The 24,495-nt window shown below is 65.1% G+C and carries 20 protein-coding genes; 12 read left to right on the forward strand and 8 right to left on the reverse strand.

Annotation, left to right across the window (positions count from 1 at the left end):
* Positions 1-294: 294 nt before the first annotated feature.
* Both IVB54_RS13925 and IVB54_RS13930 read right to left on the reverse strand, forming a co-directional pair.
* Positions 295-2,247, reverse strand: a complete 1,953-nt coding sequence (locus IVB54_RS13925) for a hypothetical protein (RefSeq protein WP_247398560.1) — start codon at positions 2,245-2,247, stop codon at positions 295-297.
* Between the two features lie 154 nt (positions 2,248-2,401).
* Positions 2,402-3,484 (reverse strand): YbhN family protein, encoded by a 1,083-nt coding sequence (locus tag IVB54_RS13930; protein ID WP_247297161.1) that lies wholly within the window; start codon positions 3,482-3,484, stop codon positions 2,402-2,404.
* 416 nt (positions 3,485-3,900) lie between these two features.
* On the opposite strand from IVB54_RS13930, the gene IVB54_RS13935 reads away from it, so the two are divergent.
* Complete coding sequence (locus IVB54_RS13935; protein WP_007612365.1) at positions 3,901-4,407, forward strand: ferritin-like domain-containing protein; 507 nt, start codon at positions 3,901-3,903, stop codon at positions 4,405-4,407.
* Positions 4,408-4,561: 154 nt separating this feature from the next.
* On the forward strand, positions 4,562-5,965 hold the full coding sequence (locus tag IVB54_RS13940; protein ID WP_247455108.1) for an MFS transporter: 1,404 nt from the start codon (positions 4,562-4,564) through the stop codon (positions 5,963-5,965).
* 14 nt (positions 5,966-5,979) lie between these two features.
* On the opposite strand, the gene IVB54_RS13945 is transcribed toward IVB54_RS13940, so the two are convergent.
* On the reverse strand, positions 5,980-6,414 hold the full coding sequence (locus IVB54_RS13945; RefSeq protein ID WP_018457549.1) for a hypothetical protein: 435 nt from the start codon (positions 6,412-6,414) through the stop codon (positions 5,980-5,982).
* A gap of 79 nt (positions 6,415-6,493) precedes the next feature.
* Between IVB54_RS13945 and IVB54_RS13950 the strand changes: the two genes are divergently transcribed.
* Positions 6,494-7,081, forward strand: a complete 588-nt coding sequence (locus IVB54_RS13950; protein ID WP_247455107.1) for a hypothetical protein — start codon at positions 6,494-6,496, stop codon at positions 7,079-7,081.
* A 62-nt stretch (positions 7,082-7,143) separates the two neighbouring features.
* Complete coding sequence (locus IVB54_RS13955; protein WP_247455106.1) at positions 7,144-7,743, forward strand: YdcF family protein; 600 nt, start codon at positions 7,144-7,146, stop codon at positions 7,741-7,743.
* Between the two features lie 18 nt (positions 7,744-7,761).
* On the opposite strand, the gene IVB54_RS13960 is transcribed toward IVB54_RS13955, so the two are convergent.
* Positions 7,762-9,105, reverse strand: coding sequence for a PLP-dependent aminotransferase family protein (locus IVB54_RS13960; protein ID WP_247398570.1), 1,344 nt, complete (start codon positions 9,103-9,105; stop codon positions 7,762-7,764).
* 184 nt (positions 9,106-9,289) lie between these two features.
* Here IVB54_RS13960 and IVB54_RS13965 point away from each other — a divergent pair, with 184 nt between their 5' ends.
* Positions 9,290-9,526: a DUF1127 domain-containing protein gene (locus IVB54_RS13965; RefSeq protein ID WP_027566875.1), complete on the forward strand. Its 237-nt coding sequence runs from the start codon at positions 9,290-9,292 to the stop codon at positions 9,524-9,526.
* Positions 9,527-10,439: 913 nt separating this feature from the next.
* Here the strand turns inward: IVB54_RS13965 and IVB54_RS13970 are convergent.
* The 4 genes from IVB54_RS13970 to IVB54_RS13985 form a co-directional block, all read right to left on the reverse strand.
* Entirely contained in the window at positions 10,440-11,276 is an 837-nt protein-coding gene (locus tag IVB54_RS13970) for an outer membrane beta-barrel protein (protein WP_247377958.1), read from the reverse strand.
* 202 nt (positions 11,277-11,478) lie between these two features.
* Positions 11,479-11,874 carry a hypothetical protein gene (locus IVB54_RS13975; protein ID WP_247377955.1) on the reverse strand — a complete coding sequence of 132 codons (396 nt, stop codon included), beginning with the start codon at positions 11,872-11,874 and terminating at the stop codon, positions 11,479-11,481.
* Positions 11,875-11,945: 71 nt separating this feature from the next.
* On the reverse strand, positions 11,946-12,371 hold the full coding sequence (locus IVB54_RS13980; protein ID WP_007602088.1) for a universal stress protein: 426 nt from the start codon (positions 12,369-12,371) through the stop codon (positions 11,946-11,948).
* Between the two features lie 70 nt (positions 12,372-12,441).
* Positions 12,442-12,975: a histidine phosphatase family protein gene (locus IVB54_RS13985; RefSeq protein WP_247377952.1), complete on the reverse strand. Its 534-nt coding sequence runs from the start codon at positions 12,973-12,975 to the stop codon at positions 12,442-12,444.
* A 194-nt stretch (positions 12,976-13,169) separates the two neighbouring features.
* Between IVB54_RS13985 and IVB54_RS13990 the strand changes: the two genes are divergently transcribed.
* The 7 genes from IVB54_RS13990 to IVB54_RS14020 all read left to right on the forward strand — a co-directional run bounded on the left by IVB54_RS13990 (position 13,170) and on the right by IVB54_RS14020 (position 24,495).
* On the forward strand, positions 13,170-14,627 hold the full coding sequence (locus IVB54_RS13990; RefSeq protein WP_247377950.1) for an FAD-binding oxidoreductase: 1,458 nt from the start codon (positions 13,170-13,172) through the stop codon (positions 14,625-14,627).
* An 85-nt stretch (positions 14,628-14,712) separates the two neighbouring features.
* On the forward strand, positions 14,713-15,225 hold the full coding sequence (gene msrB / locus IVB54_RS13995) for a peptide-methionine (R)-S-oxide reductase MsrB (protein ID WP_026233843.1): 513 nt from the start codon (positions 14,713-14,715) through the stop codon (positions 15,223-15,225).
* A gap of 178 nt (positions 15,226-15,403) precedes the next feature.
* The gene (locus IVB54_RS14000) at positions 15,404-17,659 is read left to right on the forward strand and encodes a flagellar hook-basal body complex protein (protein ID WP_018459565.1); all 2,256 of its coding nucleotides are present in this window, start codon (positions 15,404-15,406) and stop codon (positions 17,657-17,659) included.
* A gap of 35 nt (positions 17,660-17,694) precedes the next feature.
* On the forward strand, positions 17,695-19,578 hold the full coding sequence (gene flgK, locus IVB54_RS14005; protein WP_247377942.1) for a flagellar hook-associated protein FlgK: 1,884 nt from the start codon (positions 17,695-17,697) through the stop codon (positions 19,576-19,578).
* A 21-nt stretch (positions 19,579-19,599) separates the two neighbouring features.
* On the forward strand, positions 19,600-22,002 hold the full coding sequence (locus IVB54_RS14010; RefSeq protein ID WP_247777292.1) for a flagellar hook associated protein: 2,403 nt from the start codon (positions 19,600-19,602) through the stop codon (positions 22,000-22,002).
* 71 nt (positions 22,003-22,073) lie between these two features.
* Entirely contained in the window at positions 22,074-22,856 is a 783-nt protein-coding gene (locus tag IVB54_RS14015; protein ID WP_018459568.1) for a hypothetical protein, read from the forward strand.
* Positions 22,846-24,495, forward strand: coding sequence for a hypothetical protein (locus IVB54_RS14020; RefSeq protein WP_247361793.1), 1,650 nt, complete (start codon positions 22,846-22,848; stop codon positions 24,493-24,495). The genes IVB54_RS14015 and IVB54_RS14020 overlap by 11 nt, the downstream gene beginning before the upstream one ends.

The raw sequence follows: 24,495 nt of genomic DNA on the forward strand, positions 1-24,495 counted from the left end.
GCCTCCTTAGAACTCGAAACGTTTCCCCACTGCGACTCCTAGAGGTGCGCGCGGCAAAGTGTCCAAGTTCAAGGCAGTATCGATCGATGCTGCTTTTGGATTGATGGAACGGCAGGTGGGAGGAACGACTGAGGTGATGGCGAACCCGATCGCACCACGCACGCCGTTGTCATTCCCCGCGAAGGCGGGGAATCCAGTACGCCGCGACGTCTCGATTCAATCACGCCTGTCACGGAGTACTGGATCGCCCGCCTGTGCGGGCGGTGACAGTGTGCGGGTAGAGGCTGCGCGCGTCTACTGCCGCGCGCCCGGCAGCAGCGGCGCGAGCAGCCCGCGTGTCACGCCCGGCGGTGCCGCATCCAGTCCCAGCACGGCGCTTGCGGCCGGCAGTGCCGCGTCCGCCATCGCGGCGTGGCCTTCGGCGCTCGGATGCACGGCGCCGCCATAGACGGCGGAGAGCACGCCCCAGGTCGCGTCGTGGATGTCGGTGGGCTGGCTCGCCGCCGGCAAGCCTTGCGGATAGGTCATTGCAGCGAAATAGCTGTCGTTGGCGTCGCGGATCCAACGCGCGCGCGGCAGATAGGCGCGGAATTCGGAGGCGCCGCGGCCGCACAGCATCGGCTGGCTCGCCGCGCTCACGATGTCAGGATTGAAGCTCTGGCCGTTCTCGGCAAAGCAGGTGCGGTCGAATTCGGGATCGTTGCCCGAATGCGCGCAGAAGCCGTGATCGGCGAACGCCGCCTGATGCGAATCCACGAAGGTCATGCGGTCGGCCTCGGGATCGCGGCACAGCGCGCCACGGGTGCAGGTGGCGAGCCCCTTGAGTTGCGGCAGGAATTCAGTGTCGACGAAGGTCGAGACGCGGGCGAGGCGCTGCGGATCGGCGTTGAAGGACGGATGAATGTCGAAGCCGGCGCGGCCGCCGCGGCAGGGCACGCCGCCATCGGCGAGCGCCGGGTTGGCATAGGAGACGTAGACCACATGCGAGAGGTCGCCGCCGACCAGCGGCTTCAGCGCCTCGCGCAGCTTGACGAAATTCTGCGGCAGTTCGCGCGCCAGCGCATCGCGGGAATCATCGACGCTCGCCATGACGCCGGAGCGGCGGAATATCGCGCGCTCGGTTGCGGTCTCGACGATCACGTCGGCGACGAGGCCGGAGAAATAGACGTCGTTCGCGCCGACCGAGAGCAGCACGAGGTCGAGCGTGCGCTCGGGCTGGCGTTTCCTGGCGGCGGTCAGCGCCTCGCGCAGCTCGGCGACCTGCGCGTTCACGCTGATGTTGCAAACGCCGGTCTTGCCGGGCGGGCATTCGCGGGCGCGTTGCGAGCCGAGCAGCCCGTCGCTGATGCTGGCGCCGGTGCAGGCGAGCGGCAGAAAGGTCACCGCGACGTGGGTGTAGCGTACCGCAAGCGCCAGCGCGGTGCGGGCCTGGTAGCTGTAGAGCGATCGGTGGCAAGGCGAGTTGAACCAGAGGGCGCTGTAGCGCTGCCAGTTGGCAAGCGTATCCGGCGCTTCGCAGGCGCGGCCGCCCTTGAAGCCGGCGCGGCTCGGCCGGTAATACTGCGCGCCGGCGGTGCCGAGATAGGACCGGAAGCAAAAACCTTCGTCCGACAGCGCCAGCGGCCGGTCCGGATTGCCTTCGCCCGAGGCGATGCTGTCTCCGAGGCCAGCGACAAAGATGTCCCGGACCTGGATCTCGGTCTGGACCCGCTGGGTCGGATCGGAGCCGGAGGACACATCGACGCTCGCGACCGTCTGTTTGCCGTAGCGGACCCGCAGATTGATCGGCTCGGCGCAGTCGAAGGTGGATTGTTGCGGCCCGTCGCCGTCGTCGAACGACCAGGCGCAGGTGGCGCCGACCGGCACCGCGCCGGCGAGGCGCACGGTGACGGGATGGTCGATGGGGGTGAGGTAGTTTTCCTTCGTGTTGTCGCGGGTGCAGGGCTGGTTGACCCGGCCTTGGAGGTCGATGCAGAGCCGGTTGACCATGTTGCGGGCCCAGCCGCGGCCCTCGCTCTGGAGCTCCAGCGATTGCTCGGCGGCGAGGATGCTGCGGTTACGCGCGTTCTCGACATGGAGCAGGAAGTCGCGCTCTTCGCGGAACAGCCGGAAGCGGTTGCGTACCTCCCAGCTGATCTGCATGGCGCCCGCGTCCTGCGCGGCCGCCCGCTCCGGCGGCAAGGCGGTGAGGAGCCCGGCGAGCAGCAGGGCACCGGCGAGGAAACGGCGATGGAATAAAGGGATCATGGCCCGCGTCTTCAACGGCAAAGTTGAGGCGGAAATAAGAGAGCTAGTCTCCGCCTGCAACATTGGTCTGACGGTTTTGCCGGCCGGCGTCTAGCGGACTATCGTGGGAGCATGATCTTTTCGGAAAACCACTTCGCACTTTTCCGGATCACGCTCAGCGTTTGCTGGCCTGCCGCAGCGAACGCTCGCGCTCCATCGCTGCCACCTGCTTGGGCAGGTTGGCCTGCGCGCAGGCCTCCGCCAGCCGTCGGCGCTCCTGCCAGGGCTCCACCACATTCATCCAGAGCTCGCGTGCGCCCATGATGGAGATGGCAAGACCGAACGGGATCACGAAATAGAGGATGCGGAAGACGAGGAGCGTGGCCAGAAGCTGCTCGCGGCCGAATTCGGGCAGCGCCACCAGCATGGCGGCGTCGAACACGCCGAGCGAGCCGGGAGCATGGCTGGCGAAGCCGAGCAATGTCGCCAAAATGAACACCACGGAGAGCGACAGGAAATCGATCTGCGGAGTGGCCGGCACCAGAAGGTACATCGCCAGCGCGCAGAATCCGAGATCGACGACGCCGATCAGGATCTGCACCAACGTCAGCGGCGCTGACGGCAGCACCACCTTCCAGCCTTTCTGGCCGAGCTCGCGGCGCTTCTCGCCCATGCACAGCCAGACCAGATAGGCGCCGATCGAGGCGAGGCCGCCGATCGCAATCAGCCGGTTGATCGACGACGGCAGCTGATCCATGTAGGAGGCGGCATCCGGATGGATGGCCATGCCGATCGAGAGCACGAAGATGTTACCGAGCCAGAAGGTCAGGCCCGACAGGAAGCAGATTTTTGCGACGTCGATCGCATTCAGCCCGTAATCCGAATAGATCCGGAAGCGGATCGCGCCGCCGGTGAAGACGGTGGCGCCGATATTGTGGCCGATCGAATAGGACGTGAAGCTGGAGAGCGCTGCGATGCGATAAGGCACGTGCCTCTTGCCGATCGTTCGCAGTGCAAAAAAGTCGTAGAAGGTCAGCGTACAGAACGCGAAGCATACGCAGATCGCCGCCAGCCCGATATTGCCGCGGGGGATCTCGGTCAACGCGGTCAGGATGACCCCGGTGTCGATGCCCTTGAGCGTCCGCACCAGCGTGGTGATCGCGAACGCGATGATGAAGACGCTCGCCGCAACGCCGAGTCGCCGCCAGCCGATCCATCTCTTGAAGCCGCGCTTCAGCGCGGTCAGCAGTCCGTGCATTCATCCTCCCGGCGGGGGGCAAGACCGACCAGGCCAGACATTGGCCGGTCGGATGCGATCAGTGCCCGATGTGGGCTTGGATCGCTAGGCATGATGTAGCTCATTTAAGGCAAAAACAGTGACTTGTGCAGCCCTTGACAAGGATTGGTTCTGCCTTGGACCAGCTACTTTGTCATACGCGGTTCACATCGGACGCGCGTTAAGCATATGAGTCGTGGCACCGGTCGCGTCCGTCCGTGACATAGTCTCAGACCCTGCATGGCCGGCATTGTTCCAGCGCAAGGGATGCGGGCTTTTTTGGAACGACGATGCCGTGCGCTGGTTAGTGCCCCATCAGCAATCGAACATGGCGGAATAACCGGCTTCTCCTGCGAGCCGGTGCCTCCGTGTTCCCACAACCCGAGAGGATCGGACCGATGGGATTGTTCACAAAAGACATCAAGACCATGAACGACCTGTTCGTGCATCAGCTCCAGGACATCTATTACGCCGAGCAGCAGCTCACCAAGGCTCTGCCTAAAATGGCGGATAAGGCGACCGATCCGCAGCTGAAGCAGGGCTTTTTGACGCACCTCGAAGAAACCAGGGAGCACGTCAAGCGCCTCGAGGAAGTGTTCAAGATGCACGGTGCGCAGGTGAAGGCGGTCGATTGCCCCGCGATCGACGGCATCATCGAGGAAGCCGACGAGACCGCCGGCGAAGTCGCCGACAAGGCGGTGCTCGACGCCGCGCTGATCAACGCGGCACAGGCGGCGGAGCATTACGAGATCGTCCGCTACGGCAGCCTGATCGCCTGGGCCAAGCAACTCGGCCGCAACGACTGCGCCAGCGTGCTCGCCAAGACGTTGGAAGAAGAGAAGGCGACCGACAAGAAGCTGACCACGATCGCCGAGAGCAAGGTGAATCTGCGCGCTGCGAGCTGAGGGCCAGGCGTAGCCAGGATCGAGCGTCGCGCGGTCATCCGCGCGACGCTCGAACATGACGCATCCGTCCCGCATCCATCATTCGACCCTTGTCGTAACATGACGAGGGGCAGGAAGCGTATCGTTCGCATGGGGCTGCAACCGAGATGGCAGCATGCGAGTAAGCACCGCCAGATACGAAGCCTTCGAAGCCGGCGCGCCGCATTCCGGCTCCCGCCTTGCGACGTCCCTCACCCTTGCCGCGATGAGCCTTGGTTATGGCGTGGTGCAGCTTGACGTCACCATCGTCAACACCGCGCTCGACGCGATGGGCAGGACGCTCGGCGGCGGCGTCGCCGAGCTGCAATGGGTTGTCAGTGCCTACACCATTGCGTTTGCCGCCTTCATCCTGACGGCCGGCGCGCTCGGCGACCGCATCGGCGCCAAGCGCGTCTTCATGGCGGGTTTCGCAATCTTCACCGCCGCATCGCTCGCCTGTGCGTTGTCGCCCAATGCGACCGTGCTGATTGGGGCGCGCCTGGTCCAGGGTCTGGCGGCGGCGATCCTGGTGCCGAATTCTCTTGCCCTGCTCAATCATGCCTATCCGGACGACCGCGAGCGCGGCCGCGCCGTCGCGATCTGGGCCGCCGGTGCGAGCCTCGCGCTCACCGCGGGCCCCTTCGTCGGCGGCGCGCTGATCACGCTGGTCGGCTGGCGCGCGATCTTTCTCGTCAACCTTCCGATCGGCCTCATCGGCCTTTGGCTGAGTTGGCGCTATGCGACCGAGACCACGCGCGCGCCCTCACGCGAGATCGATCTGCCCGGCCAGCTCGCGGCAATTGGTGCGCTGGGGGCGCTCGCCGGCGCGATCATCGAGGGGGGCGCGCTTGGCTGGCAGCATCCGGCTGTGCTCGCGGCGTTCGCTTCAGCCGCTTTCCTGGCGGTGCTGTTCGTCTGGCGCGAGAGCCGCGCGACGCAGCCGATGCTGCCCCTGTCCCTGTTCGATCACCGGCTGTTCAGCCTGACCGCGCTCGTCGGCCTGCTCGTGAACGTCGCGATTTACGGGCTGATCTTCGTGCTCAGCCTTTACTTCCAGAGGATCAACGGCCTGTCGGCGTGGTGGACCGGTCTCGCCTTCGTGCCGATGATGGCGGTGGTGCTGCCGGTCAATCTGCTGGCGCCGCGTCTCGCCGAGCGCATCGGGGCGTGCCCGACCATCGTCGTCGGCGCCTGCGTCTCGGCGCTCGGCTGTCTCGGCCTGCTGTGGATCGAGGCCGGCACAAGCTATTGGGCGATCTTTGCGCAGATGATCGCGATCAGCAGCGGGCTTGGGCTGCTGGTGCCGCCGCTGACCTCGACCTTGCTGGGCAGCGTCGAGAAGGCACGCTCCGGCATCGCGGCGGGCGTCCTGAACGCGACGCGGCAGACAGGCAGCGTGCTCGGCGTTGCGCTGTTCGGTTCGCTGGTGGCCTCGGAAGGCGCGTTCATGACCGGCCTGCACGCATCGCTGGTGGTATCGGCCGCCGTCCTCGTGCTTGCTGCCGCCGTGATCGGGATCGGCGCGCCGTCGCGCGGATGAACTGTGCGGAGGAATTAGCCGCGGCGCAGTGCGAAATGCGCGCCGCAGAACGCCATCACGGCACCGAGGCCCAGCGCGGCAATCCCGGCCAGCACGCCTGAGACCGTCGGGACCGGGCTCGGCGCCGAGGCCACCTGGCCAGCCCCCGCAAGCAGCAGCACGCCGACCGCGATCAGGAATTGCCGCATCCGTTGCGGGATCTGGCCCGAGACGGCGCTCTGCATCAACGTCGCCGTGAAATAGCCGCCGGAGAAGCCGACGGAGGCGATCAGCCACCAGGCGATCGCCGCGCCCGCCGGTATGAACTCGTGCGAGTCCGAGTGCCAGAGGCCGCCGAGATCGAGCCCGTAGCGCGCGCCCAGCATGTGCACGGCGAGCGCGAGCAGCACGCCGGAGATCACGGCGGCGCCGAGAATCAGGCGGCGCGGAAAAAAAATCGTCTCAGCCATGTCTCGCTTGTAGGATGGGGCAGGGCGCTCACGCAAGCGGGCCGCAGACTGGATCGCCCGGATAGGATCGATTGTGAAGATGCGGGATTCGGGAGTTGAGCCGGCTGCGGGTGCGAGCTATGCCTACAAGGCGTCGCTGATCGGCTCGGCGCATCGCTTCGAACTGACCGAGCAGGGGCTGTCCTGGCACATCGCCGGCCGTTCGGGCCTGTGGCGTTATGACGAGATCAGTGCAATTCGGCTGTCGTTCCGCCCCGTGTCGATGCAACAGCACCGCTTTCGCGCCGATGTCAGCCATGCCAGTGGCGGCCGCATCGCAATCCTCTCGACGAGCTGGCAGACCGCGGCCCTGATGGCGCCGCAGGACAATGGCTTTCGCCACTTCATCGTCGCGTTGCATGCGCGCATGGCGCAGGCCGGCAGCCACGCCGAGTTGACCGCGGGGCTTGGCCGCAGAACCTACGTGACAATGCTGGCTTTTCTTGCGGTGCTTGCAGTGGCGATGACGGGGCTCCTGATCCGGGCGCTTGCGATCGGCGAATTCGCCGGCGCGCTGTTCATCATCGGCTTTGCCGCGCTGTTCGTCTGGCAGATCGGCGGCTTCGTGCGGCGTAACCAGCCGCGGAGCTACAGCTTCGATCGCGTGCCGAGCGCCTTGCTGCCCTAGGTGCAATGGGCCGCAATCAAACGTGACTTCGCGCCGTTGCGGCGGTGTCGCATCGTGCTGCCATGTCAACCCTGGATCGCAGCACGCGAGGGCCTTCGGCGGATGAGATCTCCGAGATCAATCGCGTGCATCTGATCAATACGCCACTGCAGCCGGCGGACCTCCTGTTTATGTTCGGCACGCGAGAGGACGTGGCGCTGCGGGCCGATACGGCGGGACGACTGTGGCGCCAGGGCTATTTCCGCTGGTCGATTGTCAGCGGCGGCGTGACGGCGGGCTCGGAGCAATCCGAGTGCACGATCATCAAGGCGGCGATGGTCGCGGCGGGCATTCCGGCTGAGCGAATCCTCGAGGAACATCGTGCCCAAAACACCGGCGAGAACGTGATCCTCTCGCTGCCGATCATTGACGCGGCGCTCGGGCTGCACAATGTCCGCAGCGTGATCTGCCTCGGCAACACCTGGACCGCGCGGCGTTATCCGATGACGCTGCACCGGCACTGGCCGGAGGTCGAGAAAATGCTGCTCACAGTCGACAGCTTTGCGACGCCGCGCGCGCTCTGGCACACCGATCCCGAATTTCGCCGCCGCATGCTGCACGAATGGGACAAGATCGAGCCTTACAAGGCGAGGGGCTTCATCGCGGAATGGCCGGAGGCCTGAGCTTGGGGCAAGCGCGCGTTACTCCGTCGAGTCGAAATCCTCTTCCTTGGTGCCGAGCAGCGATGCGATCGTGCGCAGGCCGGAATCGAGCTGCTCGAACGAAGGCGGGGCGAGCGCGAGCCGCACTGCGTTCGGTGCGTGGCCATGCGCGATCGCGAAGGTCGAGGACGGTGTCAGCGCGATGCCGCGCCGGGCTGCCGCGGCGACGAAGGTCTGCGAGCGCCAGTGTGCCGGCAGCGTGAGCCAGAGATGATAGGAGCGCGGATCGGCGGCGAGCTGGTAGCCGGTGAGCAGCCTTGCCGCGGTCTGCTGGCGGCGCGCGGCGTCGATGCGTTTCAGCCGCGTCAGCTCGGCGACGGTGCCGTCTGCCATCAACCGCTGCCCGGATGCGAGCGCATGGCCGGACGCGATCCAGCCGCCGGTGCGGACCGCGCTCATGACGCCCTCGCGCAATCGCTGCGGCGCGACCAGGATGCCGAGCGCGAGGCCCGGCGCGACCTTCTTGGACAGGCTGTCGATCACGATGCAGCGGTCGGGGCCGAGCGCGGCCAGCGGCGTGTCGTCGGCCAGGAAGCCGTAGACGGCGTCCTCGATGATGGTGAGATCGAGCTTCTCGGCGACGCGCATGATATCGGCGCGCCGCGTGGCGTTCATGGTGACGCCGAGCGGGTTCTGGATGATGGGCTGGAGATACAGCGCCGACAGATGCGCCTCGCGATGCGCCTTCTGGATGGCGTCGGGGCGCGCCCCAAATTCGTCGATCGGTATCGGGACCAGCGTCACGCCAAGCCGCGCGGCGATGCTCTTGACGTAAGGGTAGGTCAGCGCCTCGACGCCGCAGCGGCCGCCGGTGGGAACGAGGGCTGCGAGGGCGGCCGCGAGCGACTGCTTGCCGTTGGCGGTGAAGACGATCTGCTCGGCCTGCGGGGCGAAATCCTTGCGCGCGAGATAGGCGGCGGCTGCATTGCGCGCGCTCTTGGTCCCGGTGCTGGTGGAGACGCGCAATGCGGATTCGAGCGCCTCGACACGCTCGAGGCCCGCAAGGCTTTTGGCGATCATTGCCCATTGCTGCGGCAGCAGCGGGTAATTGACCTCGAAATCGATCCGCGCGTCGCGCGGCTCGCTCAGCGCCTCGACCTCGCGCCTGATGGCGCCGGAGATGAAGGTGCCGCGGCCGACTTCGCCGACGACGAGGCCGCGGCGGAGCAACTCCGTATAAACCCGGCTCGCGGTCGAGACCGCGATGCCGCGGTCATAGGCAAAATTGCGCTGCGGCGGCAGCCGGTCGCCGGGCCTTAACGTGCCGTTAGAGATATCCGAGGCAATGGCATCGGCAAGCTTCACGTACTCGAACTTGGACATTATTGCACCGAGAGCAATGTTTCACTTGCTCCGAGTAGTGTACTGGAGCATTTAGGTTCCATCAAGCTTCACGATTGAGCCGAGGAGAGCGAGAGCAATCCAACGGCAAATGAGGTGCATGCGCTCAGGCGCTTGCGCCAACGGCATCCGCTTCGCCGCGTGGACAACAGGCCGGAGAAGGACAATGACCACGATCTCGCAGACCGCCGGGCGGAGTTTACGCTCATCCTCGTCCGACGGATTTTTCCGCAAGCTGGCCAACGGCGCCTATGCGCTGTTCGACCGCCTGGAGCAACGCTCCGCCGTCAAGACGCTGAACGACCTCGATGACCGCGCCTTGCGCGACATCGGGATCACCCGCAGCCAGATCGAGGACGCGGTCTACGGCCAGGCCAAAGCAGAGCTGACGCGGTATCTGTAAGCGCTTCGCTCTTATCCTAGGACGCGCTGCAGCGTTCTGACGGTGGTGCGCGGAGCCGACGAGACTGGAGTTTCGGGCACACCCGCTTCGGCATCGTCATTGCGAGCGCAGCGAAGCAATCCAGAATCCCACCGCGGAAAGACCCTGGATTGCTTCGCTGCGCTCGCAATGACGGCGTTTGTGGACAGCACTGTCGCTCCTTTAGCTCGCGCTTTCATTGCAGACACACCTTCGCCCTCTCGCGGCTTGTTCGCCCGAGCTTTGCTCGATCGCCTCACCCTCGAATGAAAGAGGGCGCAGGGAAGACCGGGCGCCGGCTGGCACCCGCGGTCCACTGTGCGAAGTTGCAGTAAAAAATCTGCACAGCGGCATACAGGTGAAGCCAAAACGTCCGGCCTTCCCTGCGCAGCGGTTTTACGGCTTATGCCGTGCTCTCCCCGGGGAGCGATGCACTATTGCCCCCGTCGCCTCATGGATGGCTGATGCGCGAACCCGGTCGGGCCGCCACATCACCACAAGACTTGACGCACAGACCCCGGGCGTCAGGACGACACCGTTTTGCCGTACGCTGTCAGCACCGGTCGTGTGCGCGACGCCTTCGCTCACGGTTGCCCGCCCTGCGAAACCATTCGCGCCGGTGTGGCCCAGCGTCCGCCGCTGTCCGGCCCGCGTTCGTGACGATCGCGATACGCCCCTCTTCCTTGGGCCGGGTTGCGGCGACACATACGCCGTTTCCGAATTTCGGTAAAGTGGAATATTTTCAGCGGCGGGCGTTGACCTGCCGCTCGCGTGTTTTGCCCGTCGGGCAATGCAAGGGCTTGTGCGCCGAACGGAGCGCAGCGCAATCCGGGATTCCATCCATGCGGGCACAGCGGCCCCGGATTGCGCTCTGCTCACTTTTGAGACTTGCCGATCAGAAACGATAGTTTACGCCGACACGAGCGATGTCGACGCTCGACTTGATATCGACGCGACTCGTGATGACGCCAGTTAAACCGGCCGGTGATTGAAGCGAGCCAGTTAAGTTATAGCCGTTCGTGCCGAAGCCCATGTGCAGATACTCGCCCTTGACGGACCAACCTGCCCCAAGGGAATATTCGAGGCCGCCGCCAACCACGTAGCCCACCAAAATGGCGCGGTCAGAAGCGTTCATGGAGCCTAACGGTCCATAGGTAAGCGGGAAAAGGCTGGTGGGGATACTGCCCGTAGCACTCGCGCTCAGCTTGGTTTCAGCCAACGCTATACCGCCAGTCGCATAGAGCAAAGCCGGCCCAAACGCATAACCCACTCGGCCGCGGAACGTCGCGTACCAATCGGTGCTGACGGAAGCGCTGCCGTTGAAATTGCTGCCGATGGCGGGGAGAATGGCAATGGCCGAATTGCCGATGCTAGTCTTTGAATTGAGATACTGCCAATCAGCCTCGATGCCGAGCACCGTCTGCTCGATTTGCCAGTTGTAGCCGGCCTGGATACCGGCGGTGATGCCATTACCGTTGTCAGATACAGCGTTGAAGCCATATGGGGCCGAACCGCCGTTCGAGTTCACGAACGTCCCGATGACGTTTGAAGCGCCGTAGTTGCCCCAACCATAACCAACGTTGCCGCCGATATAGAAGCCCGTCCAGTTGCCCACCTGCTGGGTGATAGCCGGAGCCTTCGCTGGCATACGGATCGGCGCCAAGTCGGCAGCCTGGGCCCTGATCGGGCCGAGAGCGACGGTCGAGAGCAACGCGAGCACAAACTTTCTCATCTAATAGAATTCCCTATGTTGGGCCGCCCCCTGCGGCGCGCCCCTTATGAGGCAAACCGAGACAGCATCAAAGCGCGATCGAATGCGCAACTTGAGTTATCCTTGCCATAGTGCTGGAGACCTTTTGCAACCCAACTGCTCGGCTCGGTGAAGCGGAGCCGAGGGCCTCTTGGCCCAGTTGCCTCGCGCTGCGGCGATCGGCTTAGCGCGTCGGCAGCGGTCCCGGCTTTCGAAAGCCGCGCACCTCGGCAAAGCGGAGCACCTCGCCGATTCTCTGGCGAACCCGATCCATGGTCTGCGGCGCGCTCTTCCACTCCACCTTGATCACCTTGACGACCACCACGAAGTCAATTCGCCGACCGCCACGTCGAACAGCGACTTCGCGTAGGTGGTCATGCTGTTGCGGTATTGCGTTGCGTGCTTGTGCCGCCATTGTCCCCGTGGTTTTCAAGCAGCTGGTCCAGCACCGTGCTTGAAGGTCGCGGTGTGCAATTTGGCGGCGCGGGCCGCCGCCGTCGACGTATTTCCCTGGCATTTTAGGCCGCGCAAGAATGTCGCTGACAGCCGATCCCAGGTCCGCATGATCGGTCGGCAGCAACCGGAAATAGGGTAGCTCGGACGCTCCATCCGGGCTACGAGTTGCGCCAAATGACGAAGTTGGTGTGGTGCCTAGTGCCTGACCACCAGCACGGAGCATTTTGCGTAGCGCACGACATGCCCGGCATTGGAGCCGAGAAAGTAGGTGCGCATCGCCGGCCGGTGCGAGGTCATCACGATCAGCTCGGCCTTCATGTGCACGGCTTCCTCCAGGATCTCGTGATAGATGCCGCCCTGGCGCACCACGCTGGAGATGCGGGAAGGCTCGATGCCGGACTCGCGTGCGACGATGGCGAGGGCTTCTTCCGAGGTCTGGCGCTGCTGCTCGTCGAAATCGGCCGGCACGTATTCGGCCAGCATCACCGGCGTCATCGGCAGCACGTTGAGCAGGCGCACCACGCCGCTCCAGGTCTGCGACAACGTTGCGGCGGTCGCGATCGCCGGCTTGGCGAGGTCGGTGTCGGCGAGGTCGATGGGCACGAGGATGGACTTGAACATCTGCGCCTCCAAATCTTCCAGTCAGGACGTCTTGCCGGCACGTCGCGCGATCAACCCGATCGAAGTAGCCTTAGCTTCGAAGTAGCCTTGGGCTGACGAACAGCACCAGCTTGCCGCGGCGGTAAGCCACGTCACCCCAATCCTTGACGGCAAAATCGAAGATCGCAAGCCCCGACGTGGGCAGGTTGTCGGCGAGCGCCTTGGCGGCGGCCGGATCGCCGCCGCCCGTCAGCATCAGGGCGATCTCGTGCATGCCCGGATTGTGGCCGACCAGCAGCAATTGCCTCGGATCAGCCGGAATGGTTGCAGTGCGAATGGATTCCAGGATCTGGGCGGGATCGGCGGCGTAGAGTTCCGGCAGGACCTCGACCTGCGGCGCTGCGACGCGGTCCTTCATGGTCTCCCAGGCAATGTCCCAGGTCTGCCGAGCCCGGACGGCATGCGATACCAGTACGGCCTCGGGAAAGGGGGGATGGGAGGCCATCCAGTCGCCGATCTCGCCGGCATCCTTGTGGCCGCGGTCGTCGAGCCGGCGGTCCTGGTCACGGCCGCTCGGCGCGTCAGTCTCGGTCTTGGCGTGACGCAGCAGCATCAAACGGCGCATGGCACTCTCGAATCGTTACGCGTTCCAGAATAATCTACAGGTGCCGGTTGAGGGCAAGGTGACAAGGGCCTGCACAGTCCTCTAAAGCGCGATGAGATTAGGACAATCCCCATAGCGCTTTAAATTTTTGTTTTGAGCATGATCTTTTCGGAAAACCGCTGCACACTTTTCCGGATCATGCTCTAAGAAACGACATGAGCGAGACTTTCACAAGCGTGTCCCAGGAAGAAGCCGGCTTTCGTGAACGCGCGCGACTGTCGTTTGATCTCGACGCCGACATCTGCGTGATCGGGGCGGGGCTTGCAGGGCTCTCCATTGCGCTCGAGGCGGCCCGGCTGGGGGCCAGCGTCGCGGTGCTCGAGGGCCGCCACATCGGCTGGAACGCTTCCGGCAATCAACTCGGCACCGTGATGCCGGGCTTCGCGCTGCCGCTCGCCGAGCTGATCGAGCGCATCGGCTTCGAGGATGCGCGGGAATTGTGGACACTGTCGAAAGAGGGCGCCGAGTTCGTCCGGGCCAACGCCACCGAAGAGAACATGCCCGGGATCGGCCGGACCGACGGCGTGCTCGAGGTCTCCAACGTCGATGCCGGCGACCGGCTGATCAGCCGCTTGCAGATGCTGAACGAGGATTTCGACACCGAGGCCGAGGGCTGGCAGGTCGATCGCGTCCGCGCGGCACTCAAGACCGATCGCTACTTCCACGGCGTGTATTATCCGAAGGCGTTCCAGGTCGACGGGCGCAAATATGTGCACGGCCTCGCGGCGCTGGCGCGGCGCGCAGGCGCCCGCATCTTCGAGGACACGCCGGTCGTCAGCATCGATCATTCCGGCATCCGCAAGCGCATCGTCACGCCGTCGGCGCGGCTGCGCGCCACCCATATCGTGCTCGCCGGCAACATCCATCTCGGCGCGCCGTTGCGGCGCCTGTCGGAAACGCTGCTGCCGGTCTGGCGCTATGCCGGCATCACCGCGCCGCTCGGCGAGCGCGTGCACGAGATCATCGCCTTCAAGGGATCGGTGATGGATTCCGACGGCGTCGACCATTTCCGGATCGTCGATGGCGACCGGCTGATGTGGGAAAGTCCGGAGACCACCTGGGCCGCACGCCCGCAGCGCTTTGCAGGCAGCGTCAGGCGGCGGATCCGGTCGATCTTCCCCCAGCTCGGCAATGTCGAGATCAGCGAGATGTTCGGCGGCGTCACCGGGCAGACCGTGCATGGCATGCCGCAGATCGGCCAGTTGCGCAAAGGCCTCTGGGTCGCAAGCGGCTTCGGCCGCCAAGGCATGAACACCTCGGCCATGGCCGGGCAGATGATCGCCCGCAGCATCCTGTGGGGCGACGAGCGCTGGAAGCTGTTCTCGCCGTTCGAGCTGGTCTGGGCGGGGGGAACGACGGGGCGGGTTGCCGGGCAACTGGTCGGAATCTGGGGCAGGGCGAGTTCCGCCGCCGCAGGCTCGCTTGCCCGCTATCGCGAGCGTGCCAGGGTCAAGGACCGGGAACGCGAGGCGCGCCTGGCCGAAGCCAACCGGGCCGCCGGGACCGGTCCGCGCCGTCCGCCGCCCGGGGTTCGGCCCCGGCCGGCCCCACCGCCGAAGCCTGTGGCGGAAGCCGTGGAACCAGTCCCGCAGGACGACAGCGCCTCGCGATAAGGTGAGAAAAACTCCGCCCGGAAGTGTAACGTCGACGGTTAGAGCCCGTATCTCAGGGCGTAGACGCTCCCGCATGGAGAATGAGATGTTTGACCGCCGCATCCTGTTGACGACTGTCGCCGGCCTGTTCGGCCTTGCGGCCTTCCGCTGGCTCAGAGCATCGCCCGCGGAGGCTGGAGAGAAAGCCGCGCAGAAATTCGAGATCGAGAAGACCGACGCCGAATGGCGTGCCCAGCTCACGCCGCAGCAATATGAGATCCTTCGCAAGGAGGGCACCGAGCGGCCGGGCTCCAGCCCGCTGCTCAAGGAGCACCGCAAGGGCGTCTTCGCCTGCGCCGGTTGCGACCTGCCGCTGTTCGCCTCCGACACCAAATTCGAGAGCGGTACGGGCTGGCCGAGCTTCTACCAGCCGATCGAGGGCAATGTCGGCAAGACCGAGGACCGGACCTACGGCATGCTCCGCACCGAGGTGCATTGCCGGCGCTGCGGCGGCCATCTCGGCCACGTCTTCGACGACGGTCCAAAGCCGACCGGATTGCGCTACTGCATCGACGGTTTCGGGCTGGTCTTCCATCCCGCGGCGGCGTCCGCAACCTAGCTTTTGTCCCGGCAATTGTTGCCGGTCCCGGCAATTGTGCCCCGGTCATCAGGCCGGGGCTTTTTCGTCAAGCCATTGATTTGATGAGAAAACCCGCATTGGCATAGCCCTTGCGACAGTCTCCTCCGACTGCGGCCGTGGTCGACCGGCCGCCGAGATCGGATCTGGAGACAAAGTTATGGGTATCTTCGATGCAATGAACACCTCGGTGGGTGGCCTGCAGGCGCAGTCCTACGCGCTGCAGAACATTTCCGGCAACATCGCGAACTCTTCCACCACCGCTTACAAGGGCATCGGCACCAGCTTCGTCGATCTCATTCCCGACTCCTCGGTCCCGAGCAAGCAGGTCGCGGGCGGCGTGACCGCCAACGCTAAGGCCACCATCACCACGCAGGGCACAATCTCGGGCTCCAGCGTCGCCACCAACATGGCGATCACCGGTGATGGCTTCTTCTCGATCCAGAAGGCCACGGGCGTCGTCGACAATGCGCCGGTGTTCAGCGGCGTCACCTATTACACACGGCGCGGCGACTTCCAGCTCAATGCCAACGGCAATCTGGTCAACGGCGCCGGCTATTACCTGATGGGCGTCACGGTCGACCCGAAGACCGGCAACCCGCAAGGCAACGTTGCGACGGTCCTGAAATTCCAGAACAACTTCATCCCGGCGCAGGCGACCACATCGATCCAGTACGCGGCCAACCTGCCGACCCAGCCGAACACCGTGGCGAGCACGACGGCGGCAACCAAGACGCTGCTGGCGGCCGGCGGACTGAACCCGTCGGACTTCGCGGCCAACCCGCTGCCGGTCGGCACGCCGCCTCCGCCTTATGCAAACGCCACAACGTCCGGCGCTGCCGCGACCGGCAATGTCCGCTCGCCATACTCGTCGACCACTGCGACCGGCACAACGGCGCTCCAGAATAACTCCGCGGCGGTGGCATCGAGCACCACCTCGCTCGACAACTCCTTGGGTACGCATCTCGCCTCCAGCATTCTCGCTCAGCTGAGCGGCCAGACGCTGGTCGTCAACGGTCACAATATTGTCTTCGATAATAGCTTGACCAGCACTCCCGACGGTCTTGGCGGCACGGCGATTGGTCTCGGCTCGGGTACTAACACAACGGTGGCCAGCATCATCTCCGCTATCCAGTTGGCCGGCGGCCCCGGCGTCACCGCATCGCTCAGCCCCAGCGGCAACATCGTGATCTCCAGCGGCACCACCACCGACGTACCGGTTGGTAGCGGCCAGGTGGCCACGGCGCTTGGCATCAGCAGCGTGACGCGCGGCGGCAACGTGCTGTCATCGCCCGCGATCTCGGGCGCCACGGTGCTGAGCGGCGCGGCGGCTGCCGGCGGCGCCGAGGTGCTCACATCGGGCTTCTCCGCCGGCGACGTCATCACCGTCAATGGTCAGTCGCTGACCTTCATGGCCTCCGGCGCGTCAGGCCCGAACCAAATCAACGTCACCGACAACATCACGATGCTGCTCGGTAAGATCGACACTCTCTCCGGTGCAACGGGGTCGTCAGTCAGCAGTGGGGGCGTGATCACGCTGAACACCGGCACAGCTTCCAACCTTTCGGTGGCGAGCTCCAACAGCGCCGCCTTCGCCGCGCTCGGCTTCACCTCGACCATCATCAAGAATCGTGACGGTGGTGGCGTTGCCGGCACCGGCGGCGTGATCGGCAACGACATCGCCACCTTCACCAAGGAATCGATCAGCGGTGGCGCGGTGACCGCTTACAACGCGGCCGGCACGCCGGTGAACCTGCAATTGCGCTGGGCCAAGACCGACAGCGCCTCGCTCGGCGCGGGCCATGCCGATACCTGGAACATGTTTTACCAGACTGACCCGAATGCGACGGGCACGACCGTCGGTTGGGTCAATACCGGCCAGGCCTTCACCTTTGCCGCCGACGGCTCGCTCACTTCGCCGAGCGGCTCGGGCATCACCATCAACAACGTCAGCGTCAGCGGCCAGTCGCTGGGCTCGGTCTCCTTCAACATCTCCTCGGGCGGACTGACGCAATATGCCAGCACCAGCGGCGCCGTCACCATCAACACCATCACCCAGAACGGCTACGCCGCCGGTCAGCTCCGCTCGGTCGCCGTCAACAACAACGGCCTCGTGGTCGGGACCTTCTCCAACGGTCAGAACCTCGACCTCGCACAGGTCTCGTTGTCGCACTTCAACGGCACCAACTACCTGAAGGCGCAGGACGGCGGCGCTTACGCCGCGACTGAACAGTCGGGCCCTGCCATCGACGGTGCTTCCGGTTCGATCAGCGGCTCGTCGCTGGAAGGCTCGAACACCGACATCGCCGACGAATTCACCAAGCTGATCGTGACCCAGCAGGCCTATTCGGCCAACACCAAGGTGATCACGACGGCGAATACGATGGTGCAGGATCTTTTGAACGTGTTGCGCTGATTGGTGCGTGACGTAACCAGAGGCGGCAAGCCAACATGGGTTTGAGTTCAGCCCTCGCCAGTGCGATGAGCGGTCTGCGTGCCAATCAGGCTGCACTCTCGATCGTTTCGTCGAACGTCGCCAACTCGCAGACGCCGGGTTACGTCGTCCAGACGCCGAACCAGATCGAGGTCACCACCGGCGACTTCGGCTCGACGGTGACGACGACCGGCGTCAGCCGCGAGCTCGACACCTATGTGCAGAAACAGCTGCGCACCGAGACCGGCGGCGGCGGCTACGCCGACCAGATGGCCAACATCCTGAAGCAGCTTCAGAATGTCTATGGCACGCCCGGCAACAGCGGTACGCTTGAAACCGCGCTGAACAGTTTCACCACCGCGCTGCAGGCGCTGTCGACCAACGCGGGCTCGCCCTCGGCGCAAACAGTTGCGCTCGGCGCGGCGCAGACGCTGGCGCAGCAGCTCAACCTCACCACCAAGGGTATCCAGTCGCTGCGCTCCAACGTCGAGCAGGATCTCAGCACCTCGGCCCTAGCTGCCAACGCGGCGATGCAGCAAGTCGCCGACATCAACTCCAGACTTCAGGGCCTGTCGGAACACGACCCCTCGGCTGCGACGCTGATGGACCAGCGCGACCAAGCCATCAATAACCTGTCGAAATATGTCGACGTCCACGTCACCACCGACGGGTCCAATCAGGCCAACATCTATACCACCACCGGCATCCAGCTGGTCGGCGCAGGCCTCGCCTCGCAATTTACCTTTGCGTCCGCTGGCACGCTGTCGGCGACCTCGCTCTACAACATTGATCCGGCCAAATCCGGCGTCGGCGCGTTCAATATCAAGCTCCCGAACGGATCGTCGGTCGACGTCATCGCCAACAACGTGGTGTCTTCGGGGCAGATCGCGGCCGATCTGAAGCTGCGCGACCAGACGCTGGTGCAGGCGCAGAATCAGATCGACGAGTTCGCGGCGACGATGTCGAGCGCGTTGTCGGACAAGACCACGGCCGGCAGCACGGTCACCGGCCCGCCGGCCGGCTTCGATCTCGACCTTGCCGGGGCGGCGCCGGGCAACAGCGTCAACTTCACCTACACCGACACGACCACCAATACGAAACGACAGGTCACGCTGGTCAACGTGACCGATCCGGCGGCGCTGCCGCTCCAGAACGCCACCAACGCCAATCCGATGCAGATCGGCGTGAACTTCTCCGGCGGCATGGGCGCGATCGCCTCGGCGCTCAACACCGCGCTTTCCGCCTCGCATCTGTCGTTCGCCGCCGCCCCGTCGCCGGCGACGGCCACCACGTTGCGGGTGACCGACGACAACAGCGGCCTCGCCAAGGTCAATTCGGCCTCGATCACCAAGACGATCTCGTCGCTGACCTCGGGCAATCCACAACTGCCGCTGTTCACCGACGGCGGGCAGGCGCTCTACACCGGCGCGATCACGGCATCGGGTTCGCAGATGACCGGCCTTGCCGGACGCATCGCCGTGAACACTCAGCTTTCCTCGGACCCGACCAGGCTGTCGATCTACAACACCTCGCCGGTGACTCCCACCGGCGACACCACGCGCTCGGACTATCTCTATTCGCAGCTCACCTCGGCGGTGTTCTCCTATTCGCCGCAATCCGGTCTGGGCTCGGCCAGCCAGCCCTTCACCGGCAGCGTCTCGAACTACCTCCAGCAGTTCCTGAGCGTTCAGGGCAATGCCGCGACCCAGGCGACTCAGCTCCAGCAGGGCCAGAGCGTCGTGGTCTCGACGCTGCAGGCCAAGTTCAACTCGACTGCCAGCGTCAACCTGGACTCGGAGATGTCGAACCTGATCCAGCTCCAGAATGCCTATGCCGCCAACGCCCATGTCATGTCGGTGGTGCAGAGCATGATGAATACGCTGCTCCAGGCTCAAGTGTAACAAGTAACAGGGCTCTGAAACATGTCGATCAGCAGCATCAACTACTCCTCGTCGGTTCTCGGCTCGCAGATCCGCAACATCAACCAGCAGCTCACCGACCTGTCGACGCAGCTCTCGACCGGCAAGCTGTCGCAGAACTATTCCGGGATGGGCACCAACGAGGGCTTTGCGATCGCCGGGCGCGCGCAGCTCTCCAACATTGCCGCCTATACCGACACGATGACCAACGTCAACGTCAGCATCAACCTCGCCAATACCGCGTTGCAGTCGCTGACCACGATCCGCAACACGGTGCAGACGGGCTCGGCCAACACCGCGCAGGATCTCAACGTCGACGGCCAGACGGTTGCGCAGAACACTGCGGCTGCGCAATTCGGCTCGATGGTCGGCGTTCTCAACACGCAGTCTGGCAACCGCTATCTGTTCTCCGGAACCGCCTTCAACACGCCGTCGGTCGCGAACGCCGGCGACATCATCAACGGCACCACGACGCAGGCGGGCTTCAAGACCGTCATGGCGGAGCGTCAGGCCGCCGACCTCGGCGCCAACGGCATGGGCCGGCTGGTGCTGACGACGCCACAGCCGACGCCGAGCTCGGTGAAGGTGTCCGAGGACTTCGCGGCATCGCCATTCGGCCTGAAGATCGCCGCGGTCTCCTCGACGCTGACCGGCGCGACGGTCACCGGCCCGAGCGGCTCGCCGGTGTCGTTCTCGGTCGACCTCAACGGCGTCAATCCGAAAAATGGCGACAAGCTCAGCGTGCAGTTCACGCTGCCCGATGGCTCGACCGAGCAGATCGACCTGACGGCGTCCACCGCGACGCCGACACCTGTCGGCAGCTTTGCGATCGACCCCGGTAATCCCAATGTCGTTCCGGTCGTTCCTCCGGACCCGAACATCACGGCGACGAACCTCAACACTGCGCTGAATACCGCGATCAAGAAGCTCGCCGGCACCTCGCTGGTGGCGGCGTCCGCTATCAGGGCCGGTGACAATTTCTTCAATACGGCGGGATCCGCCACCGCGAATGTGGCGGCCACCGGCAATCTGCGCTCCTATACCTCCACGACCGGGACGGGCTCGGTCGCGTTGCAGGACAGCGCATTGGCGATTGCGTCTACGACCACGTCGCTCGACTCGTCGGCGACACCCCATCTCAACGGGACCATTCTCAACGCGCTCGCCAACGCTCCGACCGGTACCACACTGACCATCACCGGCGCGAGCGGCGCCCACACGATCACCTTCGACCCTACCGTCACTACCGTCACCACAACGGCCAGCGGCAATACCACTATCGGACTGGCTTCGGGCAGCGCCGCGAAGGTGTCTGATATCTTGAATGCGATCGCGACGGCCGCCGGCATCCCCGCCGCCAACGTAACTCTGAGCGCCGGCGGCAATATCCAGATCGCGACCGGCACCGGCACGGACGTGGCGGTCACCGGCGGCGCGGCGGCCACGGCGCTCGGTCTCAGCAGCGTGACGCGCGGCAGCGTGGCGTCGACGCCTCAGATCACCGGTTCAACTGTGCTGAGCGGCATTGCGACTACGGGCGGCCCGGAAGTCCTCTCGGCGGCGTTCCAGGCGGGGTCGGCGGGTCCGCCTGCCGTTAATCCCGATACGATCACGGTGAACGGTCAGACGCTGACTTTTGTCGCCTCGGGCGCCAGCGGCCCAAACCAGATCAACATCACCGACAACATCACAACTCTGCTTGGCAAAATCGATCAGATCACCGGCACCACGAAGCCGTCGACGATCCATGGCGGCGTGATCACGATCAACACGGACGATCCCGGGAGCCTCAATATCACGAGCTCGAACAGCACGGCGTTCGCGGCGCTCGGCTTCACGACCTCCCCGGTCACGGCGGCAAAGGCTCCGCTGCGCGTCGGCTCGTCGCCCCTCGGCTCGGCGACGACGCTGGTGAACGGCTCGGCCACCACCGTGCAATGGTACCTGGGCAATGACGGCCCCGGCTCGCCGCGCTCCACCGCGATGGCCCGGGTCGACGATTCCGTCACGGTGCAGTATGGCGCGCAGGCGAACGAGGACGCGATCCGCAAGGAGCTGCAGGCGGTCGCCGTGTTCGGGACGTTCTCGACCTCACCGACCGGGCAGTATTCGGGCGGGCAGGTCGCCGCGCTGAGTCTGCGGGTGACACAGGCCCTGACGAAGCAGCCAGGCGAGCAGCGAATCGAGGACATCCAGACCGACATCGCGATGGCCCAGAACACCATGAAGGACGCAGGCACGCGTCAGACCCAGGCCAAGGCGCAGCTCCAGACCATCATCGACCAGGCGGAATCAGCCTCGCCGGACCAGGTCGCGAGCGAGATCCTGTCGCTCCAGAATGCGCTCCAGGCGTCCTACCAGGTGACCTCGAACCTCGCGCAGCTCTCGCTCGTCAAGTTCCTGTAAGCAGGCGTTAAGGCGCCGTTAACCATGCCTCTTTACCTCTTGGTGAGGATTGCAGCGGGGCGGAGCTGACGATGTCGGAGAAGATGAAACTGGTGGTGGCCACGCCATGTTTCGGTGGGCAGGTGACGAGCATCTATGCGAGCTCGATCTTCGCGCTTCAGCGCGCCGTGCACGGCATGGCCAATCTCGAGCTCAAGGTGCTGCTGCGCGACGGCGATGCGCTGATCACGCGCGCGCGGGCCAATCTGGCCGCGATGTTCCTGGACGATCCCGAAGCGACGCACTTCCTCTTCATCGATGCCGACATCGGCTTCAAGCCGGAGCAGGTGTTCCGGCTGATCGAGTGCGGCGCGGACGTCGTCGCCGGCTGCTATCCAATCAAGCGGATCAACTGGGACAAGGCCGCGCGGGCGATCCAGTCCGGCCGCGCCGACGTGCCGGCCGCATCGCTCGACTACGTGCTCGAGATCGAGGACCCCGACCGCATCGTGGTGGTGGACGGCTTCACCCGCGTGCGCTACGCCGGCACCGGCTTCCTGATGATCCGGCGCTCCGTGCTGGAGGCGATGTGCCGCCATCCGGACTACGCCGCCCTGCAATTCTTCCGCGAGCATTCGCACGATACGCTGGCGGCGAGCCAGAACCGGTTTGCCCTGTTCGAATGCATGATCGATCCGGCGACCGGCACCTATCTGTCCGAGGACTTCGCCTTCTGCAAGCGCTGGACCGACATCGGCGGCGAGATCTGGGCCGACATCGAGAGCTCGCTCGATCACGTCGGACCGTCGGTGTTCCACGGCGACATCACCTCGCAATTCGCACCGGCGCCGGCGGCGGCGGCCGATGCGGCGTGAGCCTTTCGGGATGAGCGCCGGCGCATCCCGTTTGTCAGCCAGCGAGCGCGCGTCCGACGGCGGCTCGCGCTATCGCCTGCGCGATCTCTTCACACCACTGGATACGCTGCTTGCCTCCGGCGGAGATCCGCGGCTGGCGCTCGATCCGAACGACCGTGTCAACGCCTATGGCTGCGCGGCTTCGCCGGAGCCGGAGCTCTGGAATTTCGCCTCCGCGACCGCGTCGACGATCTCGCAGATGGCCTACGACCGCGCCGCGCTGGCGCGCGAAGAGCTGATGCACAAGTGCCTGTTCGACGAGGTCGAAATCGCCTTCGACGCCCGCTGCGAGGACATGCGCGAGGAGCTGCGCGGCCACCTTGCGCTCTCGTCGCGGATCGACGTCGTGTTCTCGCCGTCCGGCACGGACTCCCAGCTTCACGCCCTGTTCGTAGCGCGCGCGGTGCTCGGCGCGGCGCCGGTGACGATCGTGGTCGGCGCCGACCAGACCGGAAGCGGGACGCCGCATACTGCACGCGGCCACCATTTCAGCACGATGACGGCAGGCGGCATGGCCGTGCGCAAGGACGGCGCGGTGACGGGGCTCGCCGGCGACAGCATTGCGGTGCCGCTGATCGACATGGCGGCCGGCATTGCGATGCGCACCGATGCCGATGCCGCGGTGCTGCATGCGGTCGAGACCAGCCTCGCGCAAGGCCGGCGCGTTTTGTTGCAGATCATGGATTCGTCAAAACTCGGTTGGCGTGCCCCAAGCGAGGCGTGTCTCGACGAGATCGCGCGGCGCTGGCCGCGCAAGGTTCAAATTGTCGTCGATGCCTGTCAGGCGCGGCTCGGTCGCCGGCGGCTGCGCGCCTATCTCGACCGTGGTTACATGGTGCTGATCACCGGCTCGAAATTTTTCGGCGGACCGGCCTTCAGCGGTGCGCTGCTGTTGCCGAAAGGCCTGTCGCGGTCGATCGGCCGGATGAGCCGGATCGCGCCTGGCATCTTCGACTATGCCGGTCGCTGCGACTGGCCGGTGGCGTGGACGATGCTGCGCTCGCGCTTTGAGCGCCGGCCGAATTTCGGTCAATGGCTGCGCTGGGAGGCCGCGCTCGCCGAGATCGGCAGCTACTACGCCGTGCCCGGGGCCTTCCGCGCCAGGATGCTGGCCGAGCTCGCAGCCGGCATCGACAGCATGATCGCGTTGTCGCCGTCGCTTCGTGCCATTCCAACCGCGATCGACAAGTCCAGAGCAGACGACGGGGAATTCGTGCAAGCCACGATCTTTCCGTTCACGCTGCTGCGCGGCGGCAAGCCGGTCTCGCTCGCCGAGACCAGCGCCGTGCATCGGGCGCTGGCGTGCGACATGGCCGAGGAGATCAGCGGCAGCGCGGCGGACCGGCAAGTGGCCGCCCAGCGCTGTCTCGTCGGCCAGCCGGTCCGACTGGAGCGGCAGGACGGTGCGCCGCAGGCCGTGTTGCGCCTCTGCGTCGGCGCACGATTGGTGACCGAGGCATGGTCGCCGGATACAATGCAGGCGCAACGCAATGTGCAGCACGTTCTTGATCGCATCGCCCATGTGCTGGTGAAGATCGAGCTGCTGCTTGACCGTGGCGCGGTTGCGGCCGTGCCGACAAAGTCCGCGTTCGAGGTGTGA

The sequence above is a fragment of the Bradyrhizobium sp. CW1 genome (genome assembly GCF_023100665.1).
In the GTDB taxonomy this organism is placed as follows: domain Bacteria; phylum Pseudomonadota; class Alphaproteobacteria; order Rhizobiales; family Xanthobacteraceae; genus Bradyrhizobium; species Bradyrhizobium canariense_D.

Bases quoted from the DNA above. Each gene is read 5' to 3' on its own strand.
- IVB54_RS13925 (WP_247398560.1), bottom strand. From the start codon at position 2,247: ATGATCCCTTTATTCCATCGCCGTTTCCTCGCCGGTGCCCTGCTGCTC.
- IVB54_RS14010 (WP_247777292.1), top strand. From the start codon at position 19,600: ATGTCGATCAGCAGCATCAACTACTCCTCGTCGGTTCTCGGCTCGCAG.
- IVB54_RS13940 (WP_247455108.1), top strand. From the start codon at position 4,562: ATGCGAGTAAGCACCGCCAGATACGAAGCCTTCGAAGCCGGCGCGCCG.
- IVB54_RS14020 (WP_247361793.1), top strand. From the start codon at position 22,846: ATGCGGCGTGAGCCTTTCGGGATGAGCGCCGGCGCATCCCGTTTGTCA.
- IVB54_RS13980 (WP_007602088.1), bottom strand. From the start codon at position 12,371: ATGTTCAAGTCCATCCTCGTGCCCATCGACCTCGCCGACACCGACCTC.
- IVB54_RS13990 (WP_247377950.1), top strand. From the start codon at position 13,170: ATGAGCGAGACTTTCACAAGCGTGTCCCAGGAAGAAGCCGGCTTTCGT.
- IVB54_RS13960 (WP_247398570.1), bottom strand. From the start codon at position 9,105: ATGTCCAAGTTCGAGTACGTGAAGCTTGCCGATGCCATTGCCTCGGAT.
- IVB54_RS13935 (WP_007612365.1), top strand. From the start codon at position 3,901: ATGGGATTGTTCACAAAAGACATCAAGACCATGAACGACCTGTTCGTG.
- IVB54_RS13945 (WP_018457549.1), bottom strand. From the start codon at position 6,414: ATGGCTGAGACGATTTTTTTTCCGCGCCGCCTGATTCTCGGCGCCGCC.
- IVB54_RS13950 (WP_247455107.1), top strand. From the start codon at position 6,494: ATGCGGGATTCGGGAGTTGAGCCGGCTGCGGGTGCGAGCTATGCCTAC.
- IVB54_RS13930 (WP_247297161.1), bottom strand. From the start codon at position 3,484: ATGCACGGACTGCTGACCGCGCTGAAGCGCGGCTTCAAGAGATGGATC.
- IVB54_RS13985 (WP_247377952.1), bottom strand. From the start codon at position 12,975: ATGCGCCGTTTGATGCTGCTGCGTCACGCCAAGACCGAGACTGACGCG.
- IVB54_RS14000 (WP_018459565.1), top strand. From the start codon at position 15,404: ATGGGTATCTTCGATGCAATGAACACCTCGGTGGGTGGCCTGCAGGCG.
- IVB54_RS13955 (WP_247455106.1), top strand. From the start codon at position 7,144: ATGTCAACCCTGGATCGCAGCACGCGAGGGCCTTCGGCGGATGAGATC.
- IVB54_RS13965 (WP_027566875.1), top strand. From the start codon at position 9,290: ATGACCACGATCTCGCAGACCGCCGGGCGGAGTTTACGCTCATCCTCG.
- flgK (WP_247377942.1), top strand. From the start codon at position 17,695: ATGGGTTTGAGTTCAGCCCTCGCCAGTGCGATGAGCGGTCTGCGTGCC.
- IVB54_RS14015 (WP_018459568.1), top strand. From the start codon at position 22,074: ATGTCGGAGAAGATGAAACTGGTGGTGGCCACGCCATGTTTCGGTGGG.
- msrB (WP_026233843.1), top strand. From the start codon at position 14,713: ATGTTTGACCGCCGCATCCTGTTGACGACTGTCGCCGGCCTGTTCGGC.
- IVB54_RS13970 (WP_247377958.1), bottom strand. From the start codon at position 11,276: ATGAGAAAGTTTGTGCTCGCGTTGCTCTCGACCGTCGCTCTCGGCCCG.